This window comes from Vallitalea okinawensis, from assembly GCF_002964605.1.
GTDB classification, from domain to species: Bacteria; Bacillota; Clostridia; order Lachnospirales; family PQDH01; genus Vallitalea_A; species Vallitalea_A okinawensis.
In genome coordinates this window covers 127,467-147,701 of sequence record NZ_PQDH01000007.1, presented here as the reverse complement: position 1 = coordinate 147,701, position 20,235 = coordinate 127,467, and the positions used below count along the sequence as shown (strand labels likewise).

Annotated in this window: 17 protein-coding genes; all 17 read left to right on the top strand. The window is 33.5% G+C overall.

What is annotated here, in order from left to right; genetic code table 11:
- Nucleotides 1-21 precede the first annotated feature (21 nt).
- The 17 genes from C1Y58_RS18090 (at nt 22) to C1Y58_RS18010 (ending at nt 20,216) form a co-directional block, all read left to right on the top strand.
- Nucleotides 22-1,704: an O-antigen ligase family protein gene (locus C1Y58_RS18090; protein ID WP_157950192.1), complete on the top strand. Its 1,683-nt coding sequence runs from the start codon at nt 22-24 to the stop codon at nt 1,702-1,704.
- Nucleotides 1,705-3,180 (top strand): PEGA domain-containing protein, encoded by a 1,476-nt coding sequence (locus C1Y58_RS18085; protein ID WP_105617573.1) that lies wholly within the window; start codon nt 1,705-1,707, stop codon nt 3,178-3,180. It abuts the gene before it with no gap.
- Between the two features lie 101 nt (nt 3,181-3,281).
- Complete coding sequence (locus C1Y58_RS18080) at nt 3,282-5,012, top strand: phospho-sugar mutase (RefSeq protein WP_105617572.1); 1,731 nt, start codon at nt 3,282-3,284, stop codon at nt 5,010-5,012.
- Between the two features lie 103 nt (nt 5,013-5,115).
- On the top strand, nt 5,116-5,955 hold the full coding sequence (yabG, locus tag C1Y58_RS18075) for a sporulation peptidase YabG (RefSeq protein WP_105617570.1): 840 nt from the start codon (nt 5,116-5,118) through the stop codon (nt 5,953-5,955).
- Between the two features lie 131 nt (nt 5,956-6,086).
- Nucleotides 6,087-6,515, top strand: coding sequence for a protease complex subunit PrcB family protein (locus tag C1Y58_RS18070; protein WP_105617568.1), 429 nt, complete (start codon nt 6,087-6,089; stop codon nt 6,513-6,515).
- A gap of 279 nt (nt 6,516-6,794) precedes the next feature.
- The gene (locus C1Y58_RS18065) at nt 6,795-7,040 is read left to right on the top strand and encodes a Veg family protein (protein ID WP_105617566.1); all 246 of its coding nucleotides are present in this window, start codon (nt 6,795-6,797) and stop codon (nt 7,038-7,040) included.
- A 360-nt stretch (nt 7,041-7,400) separates the two neighbouring features.
- The gene (locus C1Y58_RS18060) at nt 7,401-8,972 is read left to right on the top strand and encodes a DUF3794 and LysM peptidoglycan-binding domain-containing protein (protein ID WP_105617564.1); all 1,572 of its coding nucleotides are present in this window, start codon (nt 7,401-7,403) and stop codon (nt 8,970-8,972) included.
- Nucleotides 8,973-9,240: 268 nt separating this feature from the next.
- Nucleotides 9,241-10,113, top strand: a complete 873-nt coding sequence (gene ispE / locus C1Y58_RS18055; RefSeq protein WP_105617563.1) for a 4-(cytidine 5'-diphospho)-2-C-methyl-D-erythritol kinase — start codon at nt 9,241-9,243, stop codon at nt 10,111-10,113.
- A gap of 2 nt (nt 10,114-10,115) precedes the next feature.
- The gene (locus tag C1Y58_RS18050) at nt 10,116-10,826 is read left to right on the top strand and encodes a GntR family transcriptional regulator (RefSeq protein WP_242985428.1); all 711 of its coding nucleotides are present in this window, start codon (nt 10,116-10,118) and stop codon (nt 10,824-10,826) included.
- 226 nt (nt 10,827-11,052) lie between these two features.
- The gene (locus C1Y58_RS18045) at nt 11,053-12,474 is read left to right on the top strand and encodes a hypothetical protein (protein WP_105617561.1); all 1,422 of its coding nucleotides are present in this window, start codon (nt 11,053-11,055) and stop codon (nt 12,472-12,474) included.
- A 280-nt stretch (nt 12,475-12,754) separates the two neighbouring features.
- Complete coding sequence (locus C1Y58_RS18040) at nt 12,755-12,976, top strand: CLC_0170 family protein (protein ID WP_105617559.1); 222 nt, start codon at nt 12,755-12,757, stop codon at nt 12,974-12,976.
- Nucleotides 12,977-13,003: 27 nt separating this feature from the next.
- Nucleotides 13,004-14,605, top strand: a complete 1,602-nt coding sequence (locus tag C1Y58_RS18035; protein ID WP_242985427.1) for a spore germination protein — start codon at nt 13,004-13,006, stop codon at nt 14,603-14,605.
- Between the two features lies 1 nt (nt 14,606).
- Nucleotides 14,607-15,719 (top strand): GerAB/ArcD/ProY family transporter, encoded by a 1,113-nt coding sequence (locus tag C1Y58_RS18030; RefSeq protein ID WP_170311630.1) that lies wholly within the window; start codon nt 14,607-14,609, stop codon nt 15,717-15,719.
- Entirely contained in the window at nt 15,700-16,830 is a 1,131-nt protein-coding gene (locus C1Y58_RS18025) for a Ger(x)C family spore germination protein (protein WP_105617556.1), read from the top strand. The genes C1Y58_RS18030 and C1Y58_RS18025 overlap by 20 nt, the downstream gene beginning before the upstream one ends.
- Nucleotides 16,831-17,135: 305 nt before the next feature.
- Complete coding sequence (spoIIR, locus tag C1Y58_RS18020) at nt 17,136-17,816, top strand: stage II sporulation protein R (RefSeq protein WP_242985426.1); 681 nt, start codon at nt 17,136-17,138, stop codon at nt 17,814-17,816.
- A gap of 381 nt (nt 17,817-18,197) precedes the next feature.
- Nucleotides 18,198-18,929: an acyl-[acyl-carrier-protein] thioesterase gene (locus C1Y58_RS18015; protein ID WP_157950190.1), complete on the top strand. Its 732-nt coding sequence runs from the start codon at nt 18,198-18,200 to the stop codon at nt 18,927-18,929.
- Nucleotides 18,930-19,163: 234 nt separating this feature from the next.
- The gene (locus C1Y58_RS18010) at nt 19,164-20,216 is read left to right on the top strand and encodes a D-alanine--D-alanine ligase family protein (protein WP_105617552.1); all 1,053 of its coding nucleotides are present in this window, start codon (nt 19,164-19,166) and stop codon (nt 20,214-20,216) included.
- Nucleotides 20,217-20,235: the final 19 nt, after the last annotated feature.

Sequence of the window (20,235 nt, the reverse complement as noted above, 5' to 3'; positions counted from 1 at the left end):
ATACAGATAATGAGGTTAATCATGAAGAAATCCTTAATATTTTTGATGGTCTTGATAGGTTTGATTCCTTTTATGCGAGGGGGATATTTTTTACATAGTGTTTATTTAGTTGGAGGCTTAAGCTGCATTATTCTGACCCTTAAATGTATAGAAGAGGGAGTATTTAGAATACCCATTCAATTAGAGGCCTTATTTTTACTTTCTATAACTGCGCTCTATGGAATAAGTATCTTTATTGCCATTGACCCTGGAATGGCTTTTCTTGGTTTCTTAAAGTATATTGTAATATGTGTTGTTTACTTAACTATCCAGCAGTATGACATGGAAAAACGATACAAGCTGTTAGATAGTGTGATGTATGCAGGGATAGTCATGGCAGTGTTGAGCATACTGCTTATACCTTTTATGAATTCCTATCTCATTCAAAATAATCGTTTAGGTGGATTTGTTCAGTACGCCAATACATTCGCATTATTCATGGTGATAACGTTATTAATATTATTGGAGAGAGGTTCTTCAAAAAGTTATCTCTTAATACCATTTATAATAGCCTGCATCTATTTGACATATAGTCGTAGTATGTACGTTATAGCTTTTGGGGCAGTATGTATAGGTCTTTTTCTCTTTCAAAAAATGCTTAAAACATTACTACCAATGATTGCACTTGGTATTTTACTGGGAGTTGTTCTTTCGCAGTTCACTATTTTTCAGGAGAGTATTAATCGTGTTAAAGAAACATCTTTCCAAGTTAGTGAGTTTCAGAGTAGACTTATTTATTATGAAGATGGTATAGATATAATCAAAGATAATCCCGTTGGTTTAGGTTATTACGGCTACTTTTATCTACAACGTGCATATGCATCAGGAGTATATTTCATTAAATATATACACAACAGTTTTTTACAGATAGCATTAGATATCGGCATTTTAGGAACTTTGAGCTTTATAGGATTAATGGTTAGTTATCTATTTTTTAGCAAGAGTGAAAAGGTCTATAAACTAATAGTTCTAATCATCATAAGTCATAGTATGATTGATTTTGACTTCCAATTTTTAATGATATGGGTAATCATCCTTCTTATGTTTTCTTTGAAGGACAATTATTATAAAAAGATATCTGTTAAACCGATAGGGGTATTTAGTCTTATGTCTACAGCAACGCTATTGCTATATTTTCTCATCGTTACAGGTACTTATTATATTGATGAGTATACTTATGCAGCTAAGTTGTATCCATATTATACAGAAGCTCATGTAAAGCAACTGACAAGCGTTGAAGAAAGTCAAGAGGACGCTAAAAATATTGCAGATCAAGTTGATGATTATAATGAGAATCATCTTGAGGTAAATCGATTTTTAAGAGATTACTATATGAATAAGGGTGTATATGATTTGGCTGTTCCTTATGGAAATAAAGCAGTAAGTCTTAATCAATTGGACGTTATGGACCTAGAAATCTATGTTAGAAACCTTTTATTATTGCTGAAATCTGATATAATAAGAGATGAATTCAAAAGAAGAGAAGTTATTGAAGAAATCAAAGGTATAGATACATATATATTGAGCCTGCATGAAGGACTGAGTGAAAGAGCTTTTCGTGTCAAGCATCAACCCAAACTGATAATGACAGAAAATCTTAAAAAGATGCAGAAGGAAGCCCTGGCGTTAGAAGATAAGCTTTTGGATAAGGAGAGTGGAAACTAAATGAGCAGAAAAAGAGAACAAAAGAAGAGGCAGAATGGAAATGAGCTCATTAAAACCATGGTGGCTACAGGTGTAGCAGGGGTTATAATTATTATATTAATGGCAGTTATCATGTTTGGTATTCTTGATCCTGAGGATAAGAATGCTACAAACAGTAATGAATCTGCTCAAACTATTGATAAAAGTACAGATGATACGATAATCACCTTCAAAAAGGAAATGGTAAAAATTACAGGTGTTATTTTAGACATTAATTATAGTGATAAAGATGTAATCGTTAGTAATGTTGAAGTAGAAGAAGACATCAACATTAAGTTAGATAATGCGGAGATATTAGATGAATATGGAAAGCCAATGATCATACAGGAACTTCAGATAGGAGATATTATTTATTCTAAATATGATAAAAATAATGGAGTACCAGAAATATTCCGGTTATCCAGTGAAGCATGGGAATACACAACTAAAGAATTAATGGTCAATAAAGAAGAAAAAATGGTATACCGTGGTACTGAAGGTTATTATTATACAGATCAATTAATTGTCATTGATCATGGTGGTTCATTTTCAATGGATACTTTGACGGAAGTTGATAAGGTAACAATTAAGGGATATAAAGATCGGTTATGTTCCATTGAGATCATCGATGGACACGGTTATATTGAGTTGATCAACTATAGTTTCTTCGTCGATGCAGTTATTTCCGTGGACCGTGATCAAACATTTATCATAAAAGAAAATATGGAGCCCATTTTAGTGTCAGAAGGAAGCCATAAAGTAGTTCTTGAGAAGGAAGGGTATGAAGATTATATTGAAGAAGTGGTAGTATTACCAAATACAACTGCTACAGTCGACTTAGATGAATTTCAAATTAAAAAGGGACAAGTCGAGTTTAAAATTGATCGGAAGAATGTACTAATGTATCTAAATGATATTCTGATAGAGGATATCGTAGAACCTGTTCTACTCGATTATGGTGAATATAAACTAAGTATTGTAGATAATGGTAAAGTAATCTATGAAGAACAGCTAATTGTAGATAAGCTATATATGTTATATAATATTACCGTTGCAGAACCAGAGCTAGAACCTGACAGACAAGTACATATCAACTCAGGAACCATCGGTGCTCAGGTATTTGTCAATAATAAATTTGTAGGATATACTCCTATATCCATTAAGTTAGAACCAGGAGATCACAGTGTTTTACTAACTAAAGAAGGTTATAAGAATGCAACTTATAACATCAACATTGCTGATAGTTCCAGTGATTTAAATTTTACATTTCCAGCTATGACGCCATTGGGTAGTGAAACTGAGGAAGAGCCAAAGGAACCTTCTAATAATTATCCAGATAATTCAAATGGTAATAATAGTTCTAATGGGAATAGTAACAACAGTGGAAATGACAATTCAAATAGCAATAATAGTGATAACAGCCTAGAAACACCTATTAGCGATGTTTATAACAATTAAATGGTTAATAAAAGAAACAAAGTGTTCATAACAATCTAAAGAATGCCTGTATGATTACTTTAATCATGGAGGCATCTTTCAATAAAAATTGGAGGGAAAAGATGTTTAAAGAAAAATATAGCTTTTGGTTAGAAAGCCCATACTTTGATGAAGCAACAAAAGAAGAGCTAAGAAGCATTGAAAAGGATGAAAAAGAAATTGAAGACAGATTCTACAAAGATTTAGAATTCGGTACTGGTGGATTAAGAGGTATTATTGGCGCCGGTTCTAATCGTATGAACGTTTATACAGTAAGAAAAGCTACTCAAGGATTAGCCAATTATATTAATCAAGCAGATGAGGCTGGGAAGAACAAAGGTGTAGCTATCGCTTATGACTCAAGAAGAATGTCACCAGAATTTGCTAAAGAAGCAGCTCTTGTTCTTAATGGTAATGGTATCAAAACTTATGTTTTTGAATCCTTAAGACCTACTCCAGAACTTTCTTATGCAGTTAGACATTTAGGATGTATAGCAGGCATTGTTCTAACAGCTAGTCATAATCCGCCAGAATATAATGGTTATAAGGTTTATTGGGAAGATGGCTGCCAAGTACCACCTCCACGTGACAGTGAAATTATCGATGAAGTTAATAAGGTAGAAGACTTTGAAGCTATTAAAGTAGCCAAAGAAGAAGAGGCAAAAGCTGAAGGGTTATTTCACATTATCGGTAAAGAAATAGATAATTTATATATCCAACAAGTTAAAGAACAAAGTATCAATGCTCATATTATTAAAGAAGTAGCAGATGACTTTACTGTTGTTTTCACACCACTTCACGGGACAGGGAACCTGCCTGTTAGACGTGTATTAGCTGAAGTAGGTTTTAAAAATGTCTATGTTGTACCTGAACAAGAAAAGCCAGATAGTGACTTTTCAACAGTAGGCTATCCTAATCCAGAAGATCCGAAAGCATTTACACTAGCTTTGGAATTAGCTAAAGAGAAAAATGCAGACATTATCGTTGGAACAGACCCAGATGCTGATCGTGTAGGGGTAGTGGTGAAAAATAGTCAAGGCGACTATGTTGTTTTATCAGGTAATATGACCGGTGTATTATTAGCTGATTACATTATTACTCAGAAAAAAGAAAAGGGTACTTTACCAGCAAATGGTGCATTAATTAAAACAGTTGTAACAACTGAGATGGCAAGAGCTATTGCTAATAAAAATGATATTGATTTATTTGAAGTCCTTACAGGTTTTAAATTTATTGGAGAAAAGATTGGTGAATTCGAAGAGACAGGTGAGAATACTTATCTTTTCGGTTTTGAAGAAAGTTTCGGTTATTTAGCTGGAACATATGCAAGAGATAAAGATGCTGTAGTTGCTGCCATGTTAGCCTGTGAGTTGGCTGCATATTATAAGTCAAAAGGAATGAGCTTATATGAAGGATTAGTATCTTTATATGAGAAATATGGATTTTATAAAGAAACGTTACGCTCCATTACATTGAAAGGTGTTGAAGGCGTACAAAAAATCAAGAGTATATTAGAAAAATTGCGAAATGAACCCCCTGTAGAAGTAGCTGGCCAAAAGGTTATGGAAGCAAGGGATTATCAAGCTGGTGAGATTCTTAATATTGCTACTAAAGTAGTGAAACCTACCAATTTACCGACATCTAATGTGTTATATTACAAGCTTGAAAATGGTTGGTTCTGTGTAAGACCTTCAGGAACAGAACCTAAGGTTAAATTCTACTTCGGAGTACAGGCAGATTCAGATGCAGAGGCAAATGAAGCTTTGAAAGCTTTAGAAGACGACATTATGGGAAAAATAGAAAAGATGATATAAAAAGATAGGGATTTTCCCTATCTTTTTAACGTCCATAGATCTTTAAGCATAGTATATCATAGACAACCTTTTTTCTAGGGTGAGCTAGGTAAGGAGTGGTAAGATGCTTAAAGTTGGTGATATAGTAACTCGTAAATCCTATGGTGGCGATATATACTTTAAAGTCAAGAATATAGATTGGTTTGGGAATATAGATATAGTGGGTGTGGATTATCGTATCGAAGCAGATGCACCTATGAATGATTTGATACCTGTAGATGAATTCACGATCTATCGGAATCGTAAGACAGCCATGGAACAAATCGATGAAAAGATCAATGAAATCAATAAGAATAAAGAAACAGAACAGAAAAAAAGTTATGAACCATCTGAACACATGATTAAAAAGACAAAGGTACTCCACATCGATGGTGATAAAGATTATCTAAAGATTTGCTTGAAATATTATGAATTATTAGGTTTGGAAGCTATAGGAGAGCAGGTTAAGGAGCAAGAACAACCAAAAATGATCATTGAATTAATAAAAAAGTATACACCAGATATTGTGGTTATTACTGGTCATGATGCCCTTTCCAAAGGAGCAGAAGACTTGAATGAGATAGCCAGCTATAGAAGTTCCAAATACTTTGTAGAAACAGTAAAAAAAGCAAGAGAGTATGAACCGGATATGGATAAACTCATTATTTTTGCTGGAGCATGTCAGTCTCATTATGAAGCACTTATTGAAGCTGGTGCGAATTATGCTAGTGCTCCTGAAAGAGTTCTAATCCATGCAGTAGATCCTGTACTTATATCAGAGAGGATAGCAAATACACCTATTGATCGCATACTAAAAGTTGATGAAGCATTGATGTTTACTTTTACAGGTAAACAGGGATTAGGTGGGTTTGAAACTCGGGGCAAAGGTAGAAAAGGATCACCAAAGGGGAAGTATAAATCTTAAGAAAAGTGACTAACCATCACGCCTCAAATTTGTCAGGAAAGTTTATAAAATATTAAGTTGAAGAGATATAGTCATAAAATAATTAGGCTATTCGTATAAATATTACAAAGGAAAAAAAGTAGGTGACATACATGAAAAAGATAGTTGCTTTTATTTTAGTTGTATGTATCAGTTTAGGGTTAATTGGGTGTAATGGTGTTGATGAAACACCAAGGGATGCTGATTGTCAACCATTAGAATATGAGATCATGGATGAAAATGATGTATCCCAAAAAATTAAAGAAAAGATGTTTGAAAAGCAAAAAGATTCTTACTTCTTTACTTATAGTGATGGTAATGAAATGTATATAGCCATCGGATATGGAGAAAAACCAACTGGAGGTTATAGTATCAAAATTGAAAGTGTTGATCTATGTGGTGAAGTCATTATCGTTAAAACAGAATTGATAGAACCTTCTAAAGAAGATGTAGTGGCAACAGCTATTACATACCCAAGTATTATTTTAAAAGTAGCCGATATGGGTGATGAAATTGATGTTGAAGTCCATTCTACAAAATAATTGAATGTGTAAGATAAGATAAGAGGAGAGTAAATTTGCGTTTACTCTCTTTAATTTTGTATAGAAGAGTTTGCATGTTACTTAAAAAGGTTTTGTGATGTTTACCGAAATATGCAGTAAAATTATGTATATATTTTGCATCAATGTAAATAATATAAGAGAGTGAATTGCATACAACACTTTAATAGTGATAGAAAATAAGTCGATTGGCTGTATATTTTCTTGTACCTTAGCAATCATGTAATTACTCCAATAAGATATGGTTGAGGTGAATATAAGTTGGTTTTAGCTGAAGATTTAGTAAACATCAAAAGTCAAATTGATCCTTTTATTGGTAGTAAAGTAAGAGTAAGAGCTAATAAAGGGCGAAAAAGAATTGTAGTTAATGAAGGTATTCTAGAAAATACCTACCCAAGTATTTTTGTGGTGAAAGTTAGAAATGAACTTTCTAATGATTATCAACACTTGTCTTACAGTTATGCAGACGTTCTAACGCATACCGTTGAATTATCACTTTGTGAATAGCTTATCTGTACTTCACGTTTCACTTACAAGCTACATGTGCCACATTTCTTTTTCTCGTCTTATAGGAAAGTCAAATAATTTAATCAATTAACCCAAAAGGTTAATTGACGCTAAGGAGCTTTCCTAACGACATAAACTTCATTAAGAAGACGTAGCAGAGCTACTTTTGTCTTATAGCATACTCAAAAAATTCATTAGTCAATTTAAAAATCAGTCATAAAATACCTCCCAGTCCTAATATATTTATAATAGCAAGTTGTTGTATATACTCATTAAGACTGTAATCCCTAATGGAATCACATTGTCAGGAGTATAACGTATTTCTACAACGGCGAAAAAAGGGTTTGGGAGGTATTTTCTATGTCAATAGAAACGATGAAAGAGAGCATATTCTCAACAGCAACAATAGAAGCACAATCACTACAAATTCCTCTACAGGAGGATGTTATTGTACCAGATGTTAAACCTGATATAGAGCGTATATTACAATCTGATGCTAAAGTAATGTTTGATGATATGAATGTTGATGGCAGCCGAGTAAAATTCTCAGGTAGAGTTGATTGTAATGTTCTATACTTATCAGAAGGACCTAATAAAACTGTACATAATATGTCACTTACTTTTACAATTGATGAGTATATCAATGTAGATGATGTAAGGGGAGAAGCTTTATATCATTTAGATGGTTTTGTAGAGAATATACGGATTGAAAAGCTCAACTCAAGGAAACTGAATATTAATTGTATACTTGATGTGGGAGTCATTACAGAAGAAAAAATGGCTAAATCTATTATAACTGGTGCAGAGGGACTTGAAGATCTCCAAATTAGAAAAAATCCATTTGAAACCAGACAGTTGGTTATCAATAAAGAGGAAAAATTCATTGTTAAAGATGAAATGGCAGTACCAACTGGTAAAGCCAATATCAATGAAGTTTTATGGTGTGATATTACACTCAAGAATAAAGAAGTTAAGGTATTAGATGATAAAGTGGCTGTAAAAGGTGACTTACATGTATGTATTTTATACTCTGGAGAAAATGAAGAGCACCAGTTGGAATTCATTGAAAAAGAGGTACCTTTCAATGGCATTGTAGAGTCTTATGGTTCAACACAAGAAATGTATACCAATACGGATATCAAGATATCTAAGTACTACTTGCAAGTAATGCCTGATTTAGATGGTGAAGATCGCGTTATTGAAATTGAAGTTGTGGCTGAAATGAATGTAAAAGTTTATAGTATCGAATCAAAAGATATTATAACTGATTTATATTCACCAACAAAAGAATTAGTTTTATCCACAGAACCAGCGAAATTCCAAAACATGATCTTTAAGAATCAGATGAAAGCTAATGTATCAGAAAGTATTGGCTTGAGAGATGATTTACCAGATATTATGCAAGTGCTTTATGTGAATGCTGACAGTAAAGTTGAAGATTTAGAAATCATGGATAATCAAGTGGTAGCAGAGGGTGTTATTTTTACGAAAGTATTTTATGTTGGAGCAGACGATAATAACCCACTTTGTTCTTTCGATGAGATTATTCCTTTTAGGCAAGTCATTGAAGCTCGTGATGCTAGAGATTATCACAAAGTAGAAATAAAGGCCGAAGTAGAACATGCAAGTTGTAACATGCTTTCTGGTCGTGAAGTCGAATTGAGATGTGTTATGGGATTTGATACCAATGTACTTGACGAACATGAAATGAATCTTATTGTTGGAGTTGAAGAAACTGACAAAGACATGGACTATATTGAAAAATTACCAAGTGTCGTTATCTATGTCGTTCAACCTAATGATTCTTTATGGGATATCGCAAAGCGTTATAATACTTCTATAGGTGAACTAATGGCTATTAATGAATTAGATAGTGAAGCAGTTATTCCGGGAGAGAAAATCTTAGTTGTGAAAAAGTTAATGGAATACTAGAAAACCGGCGAAGAAGGGTGGATATGCCACCCTTTTTTGGTGCAGAAAGCACTGTACTTTCCTGCACAGAATTGAAAAGTACGTAGTCACTTTTCTTGTATTTAAATTATTTTCCATAAATATATTAGTGAATCTTATTCATATTGATTTATATTGTAAAACTGTATATAATATAAAGTATACATTATTCAATATGACATCGTGTAAATAGAGACAGATAACCTTTAGGAATATCTAATGTTATTCCGTCATTAGAAAAGGTGATTAAATGTATGAAGTGACCCTAAAGGCTAGGGCTAAAATTAATATTTCTTTAGATGTGTTAAGAAGAAGAGAAGATGGCTATCACGATGTAAAGATGATTATGCAAACAGTTGAGCTTTATGATAAGGTTTACATGCGTAAAACGAGAAAACAAGGAATCTTCATCAATGTCAACTTAAGATGGTTACCAACAGATGATAAGAATCTTTGTTATAAAGCTGCTAAACTATTAATGGATAGTTTTCAATTGGAGGACGGGGTTTATATCGATCTCTACAAGAAAATTCCTGTAGCAGCAGGATTGGCAGGAGGCAGTAGTGATGCAGCTGCTGTACTTGTTGGGATAAATAAGCTTTTTAGATTAGGACTATCGAAAGACCAATTAGCTGAATTTGGTAAACAAATAGGGGCAGATGTACCTTACTGTATTATGAGAGGAACTGCTTTAGCAGAAGGCATAGGGGAACAATTAACACCTCTAAAAGCATTTCCCGATTGTTACGTTGTTTTGGCAAAACCAGATATCAAGGTTTCAACGCCATGGGTATATAAGAATCTGCAGCTACAAAATGTTGACAAGCATCCAGAGACTGATCATCTTATCGAGGAAATAGAGAAAAATAATTTAAAGAGTATAGCCAATCAATTATGTAATGTTTTAGAAGAAGTGACGATAAAAGAATATCCTGTCATCAATGAAATAAAAAGAACATTGATTGAGCAAGGAGCATTAGGTTCATTAATGAGTGGTAGTGGACCAACAGTTTTTGGTTTATTTGATGATAAGAATAAAGCAAAGGAAGCAGTAGCCTATATTAAGAATAATGGTATTGCCAAACATGTATTTTTTAGTAGTATATATAATCCGCGAGGTTAAGCATGATTAGGAAGCGAGGGACTATTTCTATGTTAGATGATGGATTAAAGGTAAGTTTTTCTGGATACCTACCATTGAGAGACGTTGTATTCAATGCACTAAGAGAAGCGATACTTAAAGGTGATCTTAAACCAGGCGAACGATTAATGGAAAAACAATTAGCTGAAAAAATGGGTGTAAGTCGTACACCGATACGAGAAGCTATACGTAAATTAGAGTTGGAAGGTTTAGTAGTAATGGTACCACGCAAAGGTGCGCAGGTAGCAGAGATCACAGAAAAAGATGTAAGAGATGTATTAGAAGTACGTGCAGCTTTAGAAGAGTTAGCAGTAAAGCTTGCTTGTGCTAAAATAAGTGATCATGAAGTTAAACAATTAAAAGAAGCCATTAATGAGTTTGAAGAAGCAAGAAGAAAAGGGGATTTAGAGACCCTTGTTCAACTAGATATTCGCTTTCACGATATCATCTTTAAATCAACGGCTAATGATAAACTGGAACAGATTATTAATAATTTAAGAGAGCAGATGTTTAGGTATCGTCTTGCTTACTTAAGAAATGAATCTTACCACGACAAAATTACTGATGAACATAAAGATATTGCTGAGGCTTTAGTAGAAAAGGATGTTGAACGGGCATGTAGAACTGCTAAACAACATATTCAGAATCAAGAAAAAGCCGTTATCAATATGATGCATGAAGAACAAGGGCAATAATAAATAGTATAGTGAAAAAACAGCTTCTATTGTTTAGAGGCTGTTTTTTATTACTTAAGTTATGATAATATGTATAGTCAGTTAATCATATTATTCAAGGCAAAAGATTCTTGAGTTTATAGTCAAAATTAATATATTATGATAAAATAAGGATGTATTTGATATATTGTAAAAATAATTAAATTATTACAATTTAGTATCGCTAATTTTATAAGGAGTGAGGAGCATGGGGAATAAAAGAGCAATCGGATTTATGTCTGCAGTTGTATTTTTTTTAAGTTTATCTTTAACATTTAGCGTCAAAGCAGAAAGTACTCAGTTGGATTACATAGATGCTGCTAATCAAGTTCGACAACAGTTACAAGAGGAAGAGGCTAAGGAGTGGGCAACATTATCTGAGCAACAAAAGTATAATCGCCATTATGGTGATATTGTTGAGCAAATGGATCTTTATTATGAGCAATTTTTTAAGATATATAGTTGTATTGAAACAGATGAAACAATGAGTTTTTCAAACTTAGATATTTTTGAATCAAAAGTTAGTGTATTTAAAATAGAAGCTATAAGAACATTACAAAAACCAGATCAGCATCCGCATAGTCTCGATTATATTAAGCAAACTCTTGATGAACTGAGTAATTTAGCTCAACTATTAAAAAATTATGCATTTTTTAGGAATGTAGAAACAAAAGAGCCAGTTGAAGAAGCTATTGAAAATTACAACTCCTATTATGAAAAAGTCTATAATTATTATCTACTTACTAGAGATGATCAGATTTATCCCCAAGATCTGTGCCAAGAGCCAATTAGTTCTTTAGAAAAAAAACTATCTAAACTGAGTACTTATGATGAACTCGATATAGCAGCATCTCAACTCTATGAATTGGTAAAGGATAATGAGAATTCTTATGAGGCTCAAAAAGAGTTTAAAGACTTGATGAAAGGAATTGAAGTCACAGGCTTTGATGAAGAAATTTATTCTGCTGCAACTCAATTTATAGATGAAATTGAAAGTGTAGCTATGGATAAGATGTTGGGAGAGAAAGTAAAGAATGACCAAACAAAAGAATTATATGATTCTTTATCAAAAGCGATTAAAGACTTAAAGGAACTGTATGAAAAAGAAGAAACAGATACTATTGATGTGAGTACTAAAATTAATGCGGCAGTTTTAGCAAAAGAACAAGAGTATAAAGAAATTGCTACAGATAATGGTTTTTCAACATTTGCTGAGTATAAGGCATATTTAGAAAATCAAGAAGAAGATCGTTTTGATATGATGGTAGAGGCTGTTATTCAAGAGAAAGAAGAGTATTTTAAGCAACTTGAAGAAGAAATGGCTAGAAGTAAAGCTGAATGGGACCAAACATGGGCAGATTTAAGAATAGATTTTAGTAAGAGTCAATATGAGCAAAAATATAATAAAGATTATTATATGTCAATGGTCCAAAAAAAAGCGAAAATGATTTATTCAAATAATGAGGATGTTGAAATGGAAGTACTGCTTCAGTCACTCTATTTTGATACTATGTGGGAACTTGTTAATCAAAAAGACTCTGATAGACAGTTAATGCAAGAATGTTATGATCGATATCCAAGTGATTTTATCAACATTACATGGGATTATCTAATACGTTTAGAAAATTAGATTTTATGAAATTAAATAAATTGTATTAAAAGAGGTTATTGAAAATATCAATAATCTCTTTTTTCTATTTAGAAGCTTTTTGTAATGATAGAAGATAAATTTAGGGGTTACCCCTGTGGATTTACTAATAATTTAGGGAATACTTTTGTGTGTGAATAAAATGTGAATAATTACAAAAAATGAATGTAACAAGAAAAGGACTGATGCCTTGATCTAAATATGCACATTACATTAATCATATGAGTGTTTCCTACATTAGAATTAAGAAGGGATTGTTGAAATGGGCGAAGTAATATTTGAATCCATATCCAATAAATTTGATAATATATACTCCATCTACATTACTATTTTTGTTGTATTATCGGGGATATTTATACTTATTCACGATGCTAGACGTTTGGAAATACGTAAAGACCATAAGGGATATAAAATAGCTAAAATAATCGGTTATGTATATATAATTGGAGGCGCTTCCCTATATGTAGTGACGTTGATTATTTAGTAGTTGTTAAAGGGAGGGAGAATTTTATTGAAAAAAAAGAAGTTTGAAAATAGGAGAAAAATAAAAGTTACCTTCAAAGAGGATCGAACTCATAATAGAGATAATAAAGTTATCGTACCTCTCATGTCGTCATTAGATGAAAATATCAAAACTTTTGAAAGTTTATTTCATAACTGTGATGATGTTGTTAAAAGAAAGTTTCCTATCGGAAAGGATAGAAAGATTTGGGCTTACATGGCGTATATTGATGTCATGGTTGATAGGAGGGTTATTGAAGAATCTATTTTAGAGCCTTTGATTGTCTATGATCGTGGTATACCCCCTGAGCCTAAAGATGCTAAGATACCCGTTTTTGATCTGTTAAGAGATGGTGGAATGGCAACAGCTGATCTCAAAGAGGTAACAAAGTTTGATGATTTAGTGGTATCTGTTTTAGCTGGGGATAGTATCTTACTTGTTGATGGTTTTGATAAAGGATTTGTGATAGCCACAAAAGGGTTCCCAAATAGAGGGGTTCCAAAGACTGAAACAGAATCAGTTGTTCGAGGTTCTAAGGAAGCTTTCTCAGAAGCATTTCGATTTAATACGGTACTAATAAGACGACGTATTCGTGATACAAAATTAAAAGTAAAACAAATGCAGATTGGTACGCGTTCAAGAACAGATGTTGCACTTATGTACATGGATGATATTGTACGAAAGGATTTGTTGGAGGAAGTAGAAAGACGGATTCATTCCTTTAAAATAGACGCTATTTTAGAGACTGGAACTGTTGAGCAGTTGATTGAACATGAATGGTTCAGTCCATTCCCGCAAGCACAAGTGACGGAAAGACCCGATAAGGTGGCAGCTTCAATTCTTGAAGGAAGAATAGCTATTGTTGTAGATAATACGCCCCTAGTACTTCTTGTACCATCTACCATCAATTCATTCTTCCAAGCTTCAGAAGACTATTATAACCGATGGGTTATTTCCAGTTTTGTTCGGATACTGCGTTATATAGCAGCATTCTTTGCAACTGCATTACCAGGCTTATTTATTGCTATAACGACTTATCATCCATCGATGATACCTTCTCAGTTAGCCTTTTCTATTGCAGCGTCCAGGGAAGGAGTGCCCTTTCCTGTAGTTATTGAGATTATTATTATGGAATTGGCTTTTGAATTATTAAGAGAAGCCGGTGTTAGGCTACCTAGTGCTATTGGAAGCACCATCGGTATAGTTGGTGGTTTAATCATTGGGCAGGCAGCAGTAGAAGCCAATATTATTAGTCCGATTATTGTTATTGTTGTGGCACTAACAGCGATATCATCCTTTGCAGTTCCAACTCAGTCATTAGTAGCGGGTATGCGTATTACTAAATTTTTAATTATATTATTCTCAGCTATACTTGGGTTATATGGCTTTATATTGGCTGTATTAGTATTGGTGATCCATTTAACTTCTCTCAAGAGTTTTGGAATACCATATCTTACACCTTACGTAGCTAGAGAATTGAACAAAGAAGAAGCAGTTAAAGATTCAATTCTTCGATTCCCGATTTTTGCACTTAAGACAAGAGGTTATTATGCAGTACCAGAAGAAAATATACGTCTGAAAACAGATAAAAATAATGAACAAGGTGATTAATATGATCTCCAACCAGAAAATTTCAATTAAACAAATTATGATTTTACTCATTTTAGATATGTTCGGTGCTGCCAGCTTAGTTACTCCAAGAATAGCTGTTGAATATGGAGAACAGGATGGATGGATTCTTATTATTATAGCAGGCTTGCTGGCTATGATCTATGGTTGGGTAATTACAAAATTAACTCGAATGTTTCCTCATAAAACATTCACAGAGTATACAGAAGAGATTACAAATAAATTCTTTGCAATCTTATTAAGTGTTTTATTTTTAATAAAATTACTGATCATCGGTTCTTTTGAATTAAGGATATTTGGAGAACTAACCAATCAGATGCTATTGAATAGGACACCCATAGAGGTCGTCTTACTACTCATACTATTAGTAGCAGTATACCTTGCCAGAAAGGGTTATGAGGTGCGGGCTAGAGTAGGAGAACTGCTCATATACATGGCCTTCATTCCTATCGTCATTGTTTTTGGATTTGGGTTGTTCAGTGTTGAACTTACCAATCTGGCCCCTTTCTTTGTAGCAGAATATAAGGAAATTATTAATGGCAGCTATGCAGTATCACTAAGATTCATTTCTATTGAATTAATACTGATTGCTGCAGCTTTTTTAACAGAACCACAGAAGATCACCAAAGCTAGCTTAAAAAGCATTGGTATCGTCACCGCAATGCATCTGGTCATCTACTTTGTAACCATAGGGACATTTGGTGTACGGGAGACAGCCAATCATATTTGGCCGGTTATCCCCATGATGAAAGTCATTAATTTACCTCAAATTTTTGTTGATAGACAGGATGCCCTTATGATGACATTCTGGATGTTTACAGCATTTGTTTATTTTAATGGTATTGTTTTCTTTAGTTCCTTCCTTATTCAAGATATTTTAGGTCTAAAATACCGTGATTATATTGTTTTGCCTCTAGTGCCAGTATTCTATATACTAGCACTGATTCCTGATAATATCATACAAACCTACAACTGGATGAATACTTACCTGCTTTATGGTGGGTTATCATTTAGCCTTGTAGTGCCTTTAATATTATTAGTTATAGCAAAATTTAAAAAGTTAGGTGACGCAAAAGATGAAAAGAAAACGGATTAGCTATGTTTTTATTATTGTTATGTGTTTAATGGTATTGACAGGATGTTGGGATAAGGTAGAGATCAATGATAGAGCCTTTGTCTTGGGGATGGGGATTGATCTTAAGGAAAATAGTAATGAGTTTATGATGTCTTTAGCAATTCCTAACTTGCCTGTCATTACTGGACAAAGTTCAGGTGGGGAACCTGCATTTGTAAAAGATGTAACAGATCAGTCTATTTTGGGGGCTTTTAAGAAGATGAGCACCCGTGTTAATAAACAAATCAATACAGAGAATTTAGAGGTGATTGTTTTTGGCATTGATTTACTTTCGGACCCTACTAAAGTTAAAGAAGTTTTTGATCATTTCGAAAGGAATCCCTCCTATTCTAGAAACCTACCTGTCGTTGTATCTCGGAGCACTGCTAATGAGATTTTAAATATAAAACCTGAAGGATCACAAGTTGTTGGTGGATATATTGGTGGTATCTATAAGAATAACAGTCAATATGTAAGTGTTTTCAATAAAATGTTTCTTGGGGAAATGTTGAAAGAAGCATTAGAGTACAATGGTACATTTATTATTCCAGAAGTAACTGGTGAAGACAATGAAGTGATGCTAGGTGGTTCAGCAGTTATGAAAGAATTTGAGTTCAAAGGATGGCTTAATGAAAGCGAAGTTAGAAGTATAGCATGGGTGAGAGAAGGGACAAAAGATACCCAGGTTAATTTTGAATTTATGGGTACTGCTATTCCTTTTGTGTTTACTAATTCAGAAGAAAAAGTATATTTTGATTTGAAAGATAATCATCTCTTTATTACCATTGATATTTTTACAGAAGGTGAAGTTACAGAGTTCATCTTCTATGAAGAGGATTTATTAACGGATGAAGAATATATTACATTAATGGAAAATTCCCTAGCACAAGAAATGGAGAATGAGATAGAAGCAGTTGTTAGACGGATGAAAAATGAGTTTAAGGCAGATTTATTAAGACTTAATGAGACCTTAAAGGTAAAAGATAAAGATCTATATCTACAGACTAAGGATAATTGGGATGAATATTTTAGTGCTTCTGATATTGAGGTTAATGTAGAAGTGAAGGTAAGACGTTTTGGGGAGATTAAGTAGTTAAATATAGTACATCTTTAAGAGTCAAGCACGTAAGGGGTTCTATAGCGCCTGCTAGGAAGACGTCCGTGTCTTAATAGCAGGGTTCGCCATCCGTGGCTCACTGCTTCATAGAACCCCTTACGTGCTTTCTGTATGGATTAACTGAAGAGTGTATAGTAGTGTTAAATGGTCTTAAGACTAAATATGTAGGTATAATTTAGCTGTAGGGTGGACATAATTAAAATAATAAGATTGTTGTTTAACTAAAAGAATAATTTACATATTGATATTTGTTAGCATGATTAATGGGAGGAGAAGTTAGCATGAGGAACATATTAGTAAGAGTCAATGACTTTTGGAAGAAAGATCGTAAAATGATATACATAGCAATAGTTTTGGGAGTAATTATTTCTTTCTCTATTACTGCTTATACCAAGGATTATGCCATGGATACAGGTGAAGAACTAGCTAAGAACTTTATTCGCTTTCATGTAATTGCTAACAGTGATACTGAAGATGATCAATTATTAAAGCTTGCAGTACGTGATACAGTGCTAGATACAATGACTCCTCTATTAAAGGATTCAAGTAGTATTGATGAGTCCAGAGAGCTAATTGAAGAGAATAGAGAAGAAATTGAGGCAATTGCAAGAGATGTTATTCATGAATGGAATAGAACTTATGATGTAAAGGTATCATTGGGACAAGCCAATTTTCCTACTAAAAAATATGGGGATGTTGTTTTACCGGCAGGGGAATATGAAGCCTTACGCATCCAAATTGGTGAAGCAAAAGGCAAAAATTGGTGGTGTGTCATGTTTCCACCTCTCTGTTTTGTTGATGTAACCCATGGTATAGTACCCGATGAAGCAAAAGAAGAGCTTGAAACTATTCTCACTGAAGATGAATATGAGATGGTATTAGCCATGAAGGATGAATCTGAATTAGATGTTAAAGTAAAATTTAAGATTGTTGAATGGTGGCAAAGTAGAGAACAAGAGTAAAAGCTATAAGATGAATAAAAAGTGATACCCTGTGTATTGCTTTTTTTTAGTGTAGTAAAGCTGGGATTTTGTAGAAGAAAAATGAGTTATATTCTATAGATTTAGTTTTCAAAGAGTCAAGCATGAAAGGGGTCCTATTACGCCGGCTGGGAAGACGTCCATGTCTTTGACAGCCGGGCTCACCGTCCATGGTTCGCTGCTCCATTGGACCCCTTACATGCTTTCGGTTACATAGTGTGGAATGAATTAACCTTGGAGGCTGTTTAATTTAAAACGAGGGAAGGCGTTGGAGAATGGTTGATAAAAACCATTAATTGGTATATAATAGTAGAGATAAGTATAAAAATGAACTACGGTCATTTTTGCTGGGAGATGAAAAGAATGCATACAAAACATGAGGAGATTTTTAATATACGCAGCTATGAAGTTGATTTCAATAATCAACTATTTATAAGCTCTATTTTTGATTATATGCAGCAATCGGCTACACTTCATGCTAATAATTTAGGGTTTGGATTTGATGATTTAGCAAAAAAGGGGTTGTACTGGGTTTTATCTAGAATTGATGTAGAAATTATGAGTCTGCCAACTTATGGAGGAAAAGTGACAGTTACAACTTGGCCCAAAAGTATCAATAAACTCTTTGCAATGAGAGACTATATTTTGAGGGATGATCATGGGAATATAATATGTAAAGCTACTTCAGCATGGATTCTAATGGATATTAATAAGAAAAGACCGAGTAGACCACCCAAAGATCTTTATGATCAAGTTGAAGAATATGCCATTAATACAATGCCTGATAAAATTCAAGAGCCGGTAAACAGGATCTTAGATTATGAGCATATAGTTGGCTATTCAGATTGCGATATTAATAAACATGTCAATAATGTGAACTACATACGATGGGTACAGAATACATTTGATCAAACCTTTCATAATACCCATAGAATGACTCATATCCAAGTCAATTTCTTATGTGAATGTGGTATGGGAGATGCTATTGAGATATATAAGCAAGCATTAGAAAACGATCAATGGTATATCGATGGGCACAATAAGACTTTAGGTCAAAAGGCATTCCAGGCAATTATGACTTGGGAACAGATATAAGTAAATAATGATTAGACCTATAGATCTGCTATACTTAATGGCAGATCTTTTTTACTTCTATATTGTAATCTAATAAGTTATTCGCATTTGGATTTGATTTATCAAAATGAATCGTGTATCATTATAGTGAATAAATTGGTAGGACTAATTATTTTAATGCACAATTTTGAATGAGTTCACTAATATAATAATATAGTAATATTAAGTTTTGACTTGAAGTGAGGTTGAAGTAGAATGAATAAAAAGAATGTTATTGTACTGTTCGGGGGACAATCATCAGAACACAGTGTATCCCTTGTTTCTGCTACAACGATTATAAAAGGTATTAATCAAGATAAATATAACATCTATCCTGTAGGAATCACGCAAGAGGGAAGATGGTTGTATTATGATGCTGCTATTGAGAAGATAGCTACAGATGAGTGGAAAGAATCAGGAAAAAAAGCCTTAATCAGTCCTGATGCCTCTGATCAATCACTACTGATCTTTGAAGAAGACAGGATGAGAAAAGTTAAGGTCCATGTGATTTTCCCAGCTTTACATGGTCTTTACGGTGAAGATGGAACAGTTCAAGGACTTTTTGAATTGGCTAAAATTCCTTACGTAGGCTGTGGCGTATTATCTTCAGCAGTATCGATGGATAAATTTTATACGAAGATAGTTGTCGATACTTTAGGCATACGTCAAGCAAAGTTTGTAGGTGTGTTTCGTAGAAATTTAGAAACCATAGATGGTGTTATAGAAAATGTAGAAAAGACATTTGATTATCCAGTTTTTATTAAACCATCCAATGCGGGATCATCTGTCGGCGTTTCTAAAGCGCATGACCGTAAAGAGTTAATTGTAGGATTGAAGGAAGCAGCAAAACACGATCGTAAAATTCTCGTTGAAGAGTTTATAGACGGACGAGAAGTTGAATGTGCTGTATTAGGTAATGAAAATATCCAATCATCAGGTGTTGGAGAAATTTTACCAGCAGCAGAATTCTATGATTTTGATGCTAAATATAATAATGCAGAATCAAAAACAGTTCTAAATGCTGACCTGCCAGAAGAGGTAAGTTTAAGAATTCGTCGTTATGCTGCAAGAATTTTTGAGGCACTCGATGGAAAGGGATTTGCAAGAGTTGATTTCTTTGTAGAGAAAAATTCCGGTGAAGTTGTGTTTAATGAGATTAATACATTACCTGGATTTACGTCCATTTCAATGTTTCCAATGCTTTGGGCAGAAAAAGGACTTCAACTAGAAGAACTTGTTGATCAGTTACTTGAGCTAGCCCTCGAGTAAAATCATAAATAATACGTAA

Excerpts from the sequence above, each read along its gene's own strand:
- spoIIR (WP_242985426.1), top strand. The coding sequence starts at position 17,136 with ATGAGGAACATATTAGTAAGAGTCAATGACTTTTGGAAGAAAGATCGT.
- C1Y58_RS18060 (WP_105617564.1), top strand. The coding sequence starts at position 7,401 with ATGTCAATAGAAACGATGAAAGAGAGCATATTCTCAACAGCAACAATA.
- yabG (WP_105617570.1), top strand. The coding sequence starts at position 5,116 with ATGCTTAAAGTTGGTGATATAGTAACTCGTAAATCCTATGGTGGCGAT.
- C1Y58_RS18080 (WP_105617572.1), top strand. The coding sequence starts at position 3,282 with ATGTTTAAAGAAAAATATAGCTTTTGGTTAGAAAGCCCATACTTTGAT.
- ispE (WP_105617563.1), top strand. The coding sequence starts at position 9,241 with ATGTATGAAGTGACCCTAAAGGCTAGGGCTAAAATTAATATTTCTTTA.
- C1Y58_RS18085 (WP_105617573.1), top strand. The coding sequence starts at position 1,705 with ATGAGCAGAAAAAGAGAACAAAAGAAGAGGCAGAATGGAAATGAGCTC.
- C1Y58_RS18090 (WP_157950192.1), top strand. The coding sequence starts at position 22 with ATGAAGAAATCCTTAATATTTTTGATGGTCTTGATAGGTTTGATTCCT.
- C1Y58_RS18030 (WP_170311630.1), top strand. The coding sequence starts at position 14,607 with ATGATCTCCAACCAGAAAATTTCAATTAAACAAATTATGATTTTACTC.
- C1Y58_RS18025 (WP_105617556.1), top strand. The coding sequence starts at position 15,700 with ATGAAAAGAAAACGGATTAGCTATGTTTTTATTATTGTTATGTGTTTA.
- C1Y58_RS18015 (WP_157950190.1), top strand. The coding sequence starts at position 18,198 with ATGCATACAAAACATGAGGAGATTTTTAATATACGCAGCTATGAAGTT.
- C1Y58_RS18040 (WP_105617559.1), top strand. The coding sequence starts at position 12,755 with ATGGGCGAAGTAATATTTGAATCCATATCCAATAAATTTGATAATATA.
- C1Y58_RS18050 (WP_242985428.1), top strand. The coding sequence starts at position 10,116 with ATGATTAGGAAGCGAGGGACTATTTCTATGTTAGATGATGGATTAAAG.
- C1Y58_RS18010 (WP_105617552.1), top strand. The coding sequence starts at position 19,164 with ATGAATAAAAAGAATGTTATTGTACTGTTCGGGGGACAATCATCAGAA.
- C1Y58_RS18070 (WP_105617568.1), top strand. The coding sequence starts at position 6,087 with ATGAAAAAGATAGTTGCTTTTATTTTAGTTGTATGTATCAGTTTAGGG.
- C1Y58_RS18045 (WP_105617561.1), top strand. The coding sequence starts at position 11,053 with ATGGGGAATAAAAGAGCAATCGGATTTATGTCTGCAGTTGTATTTTTT.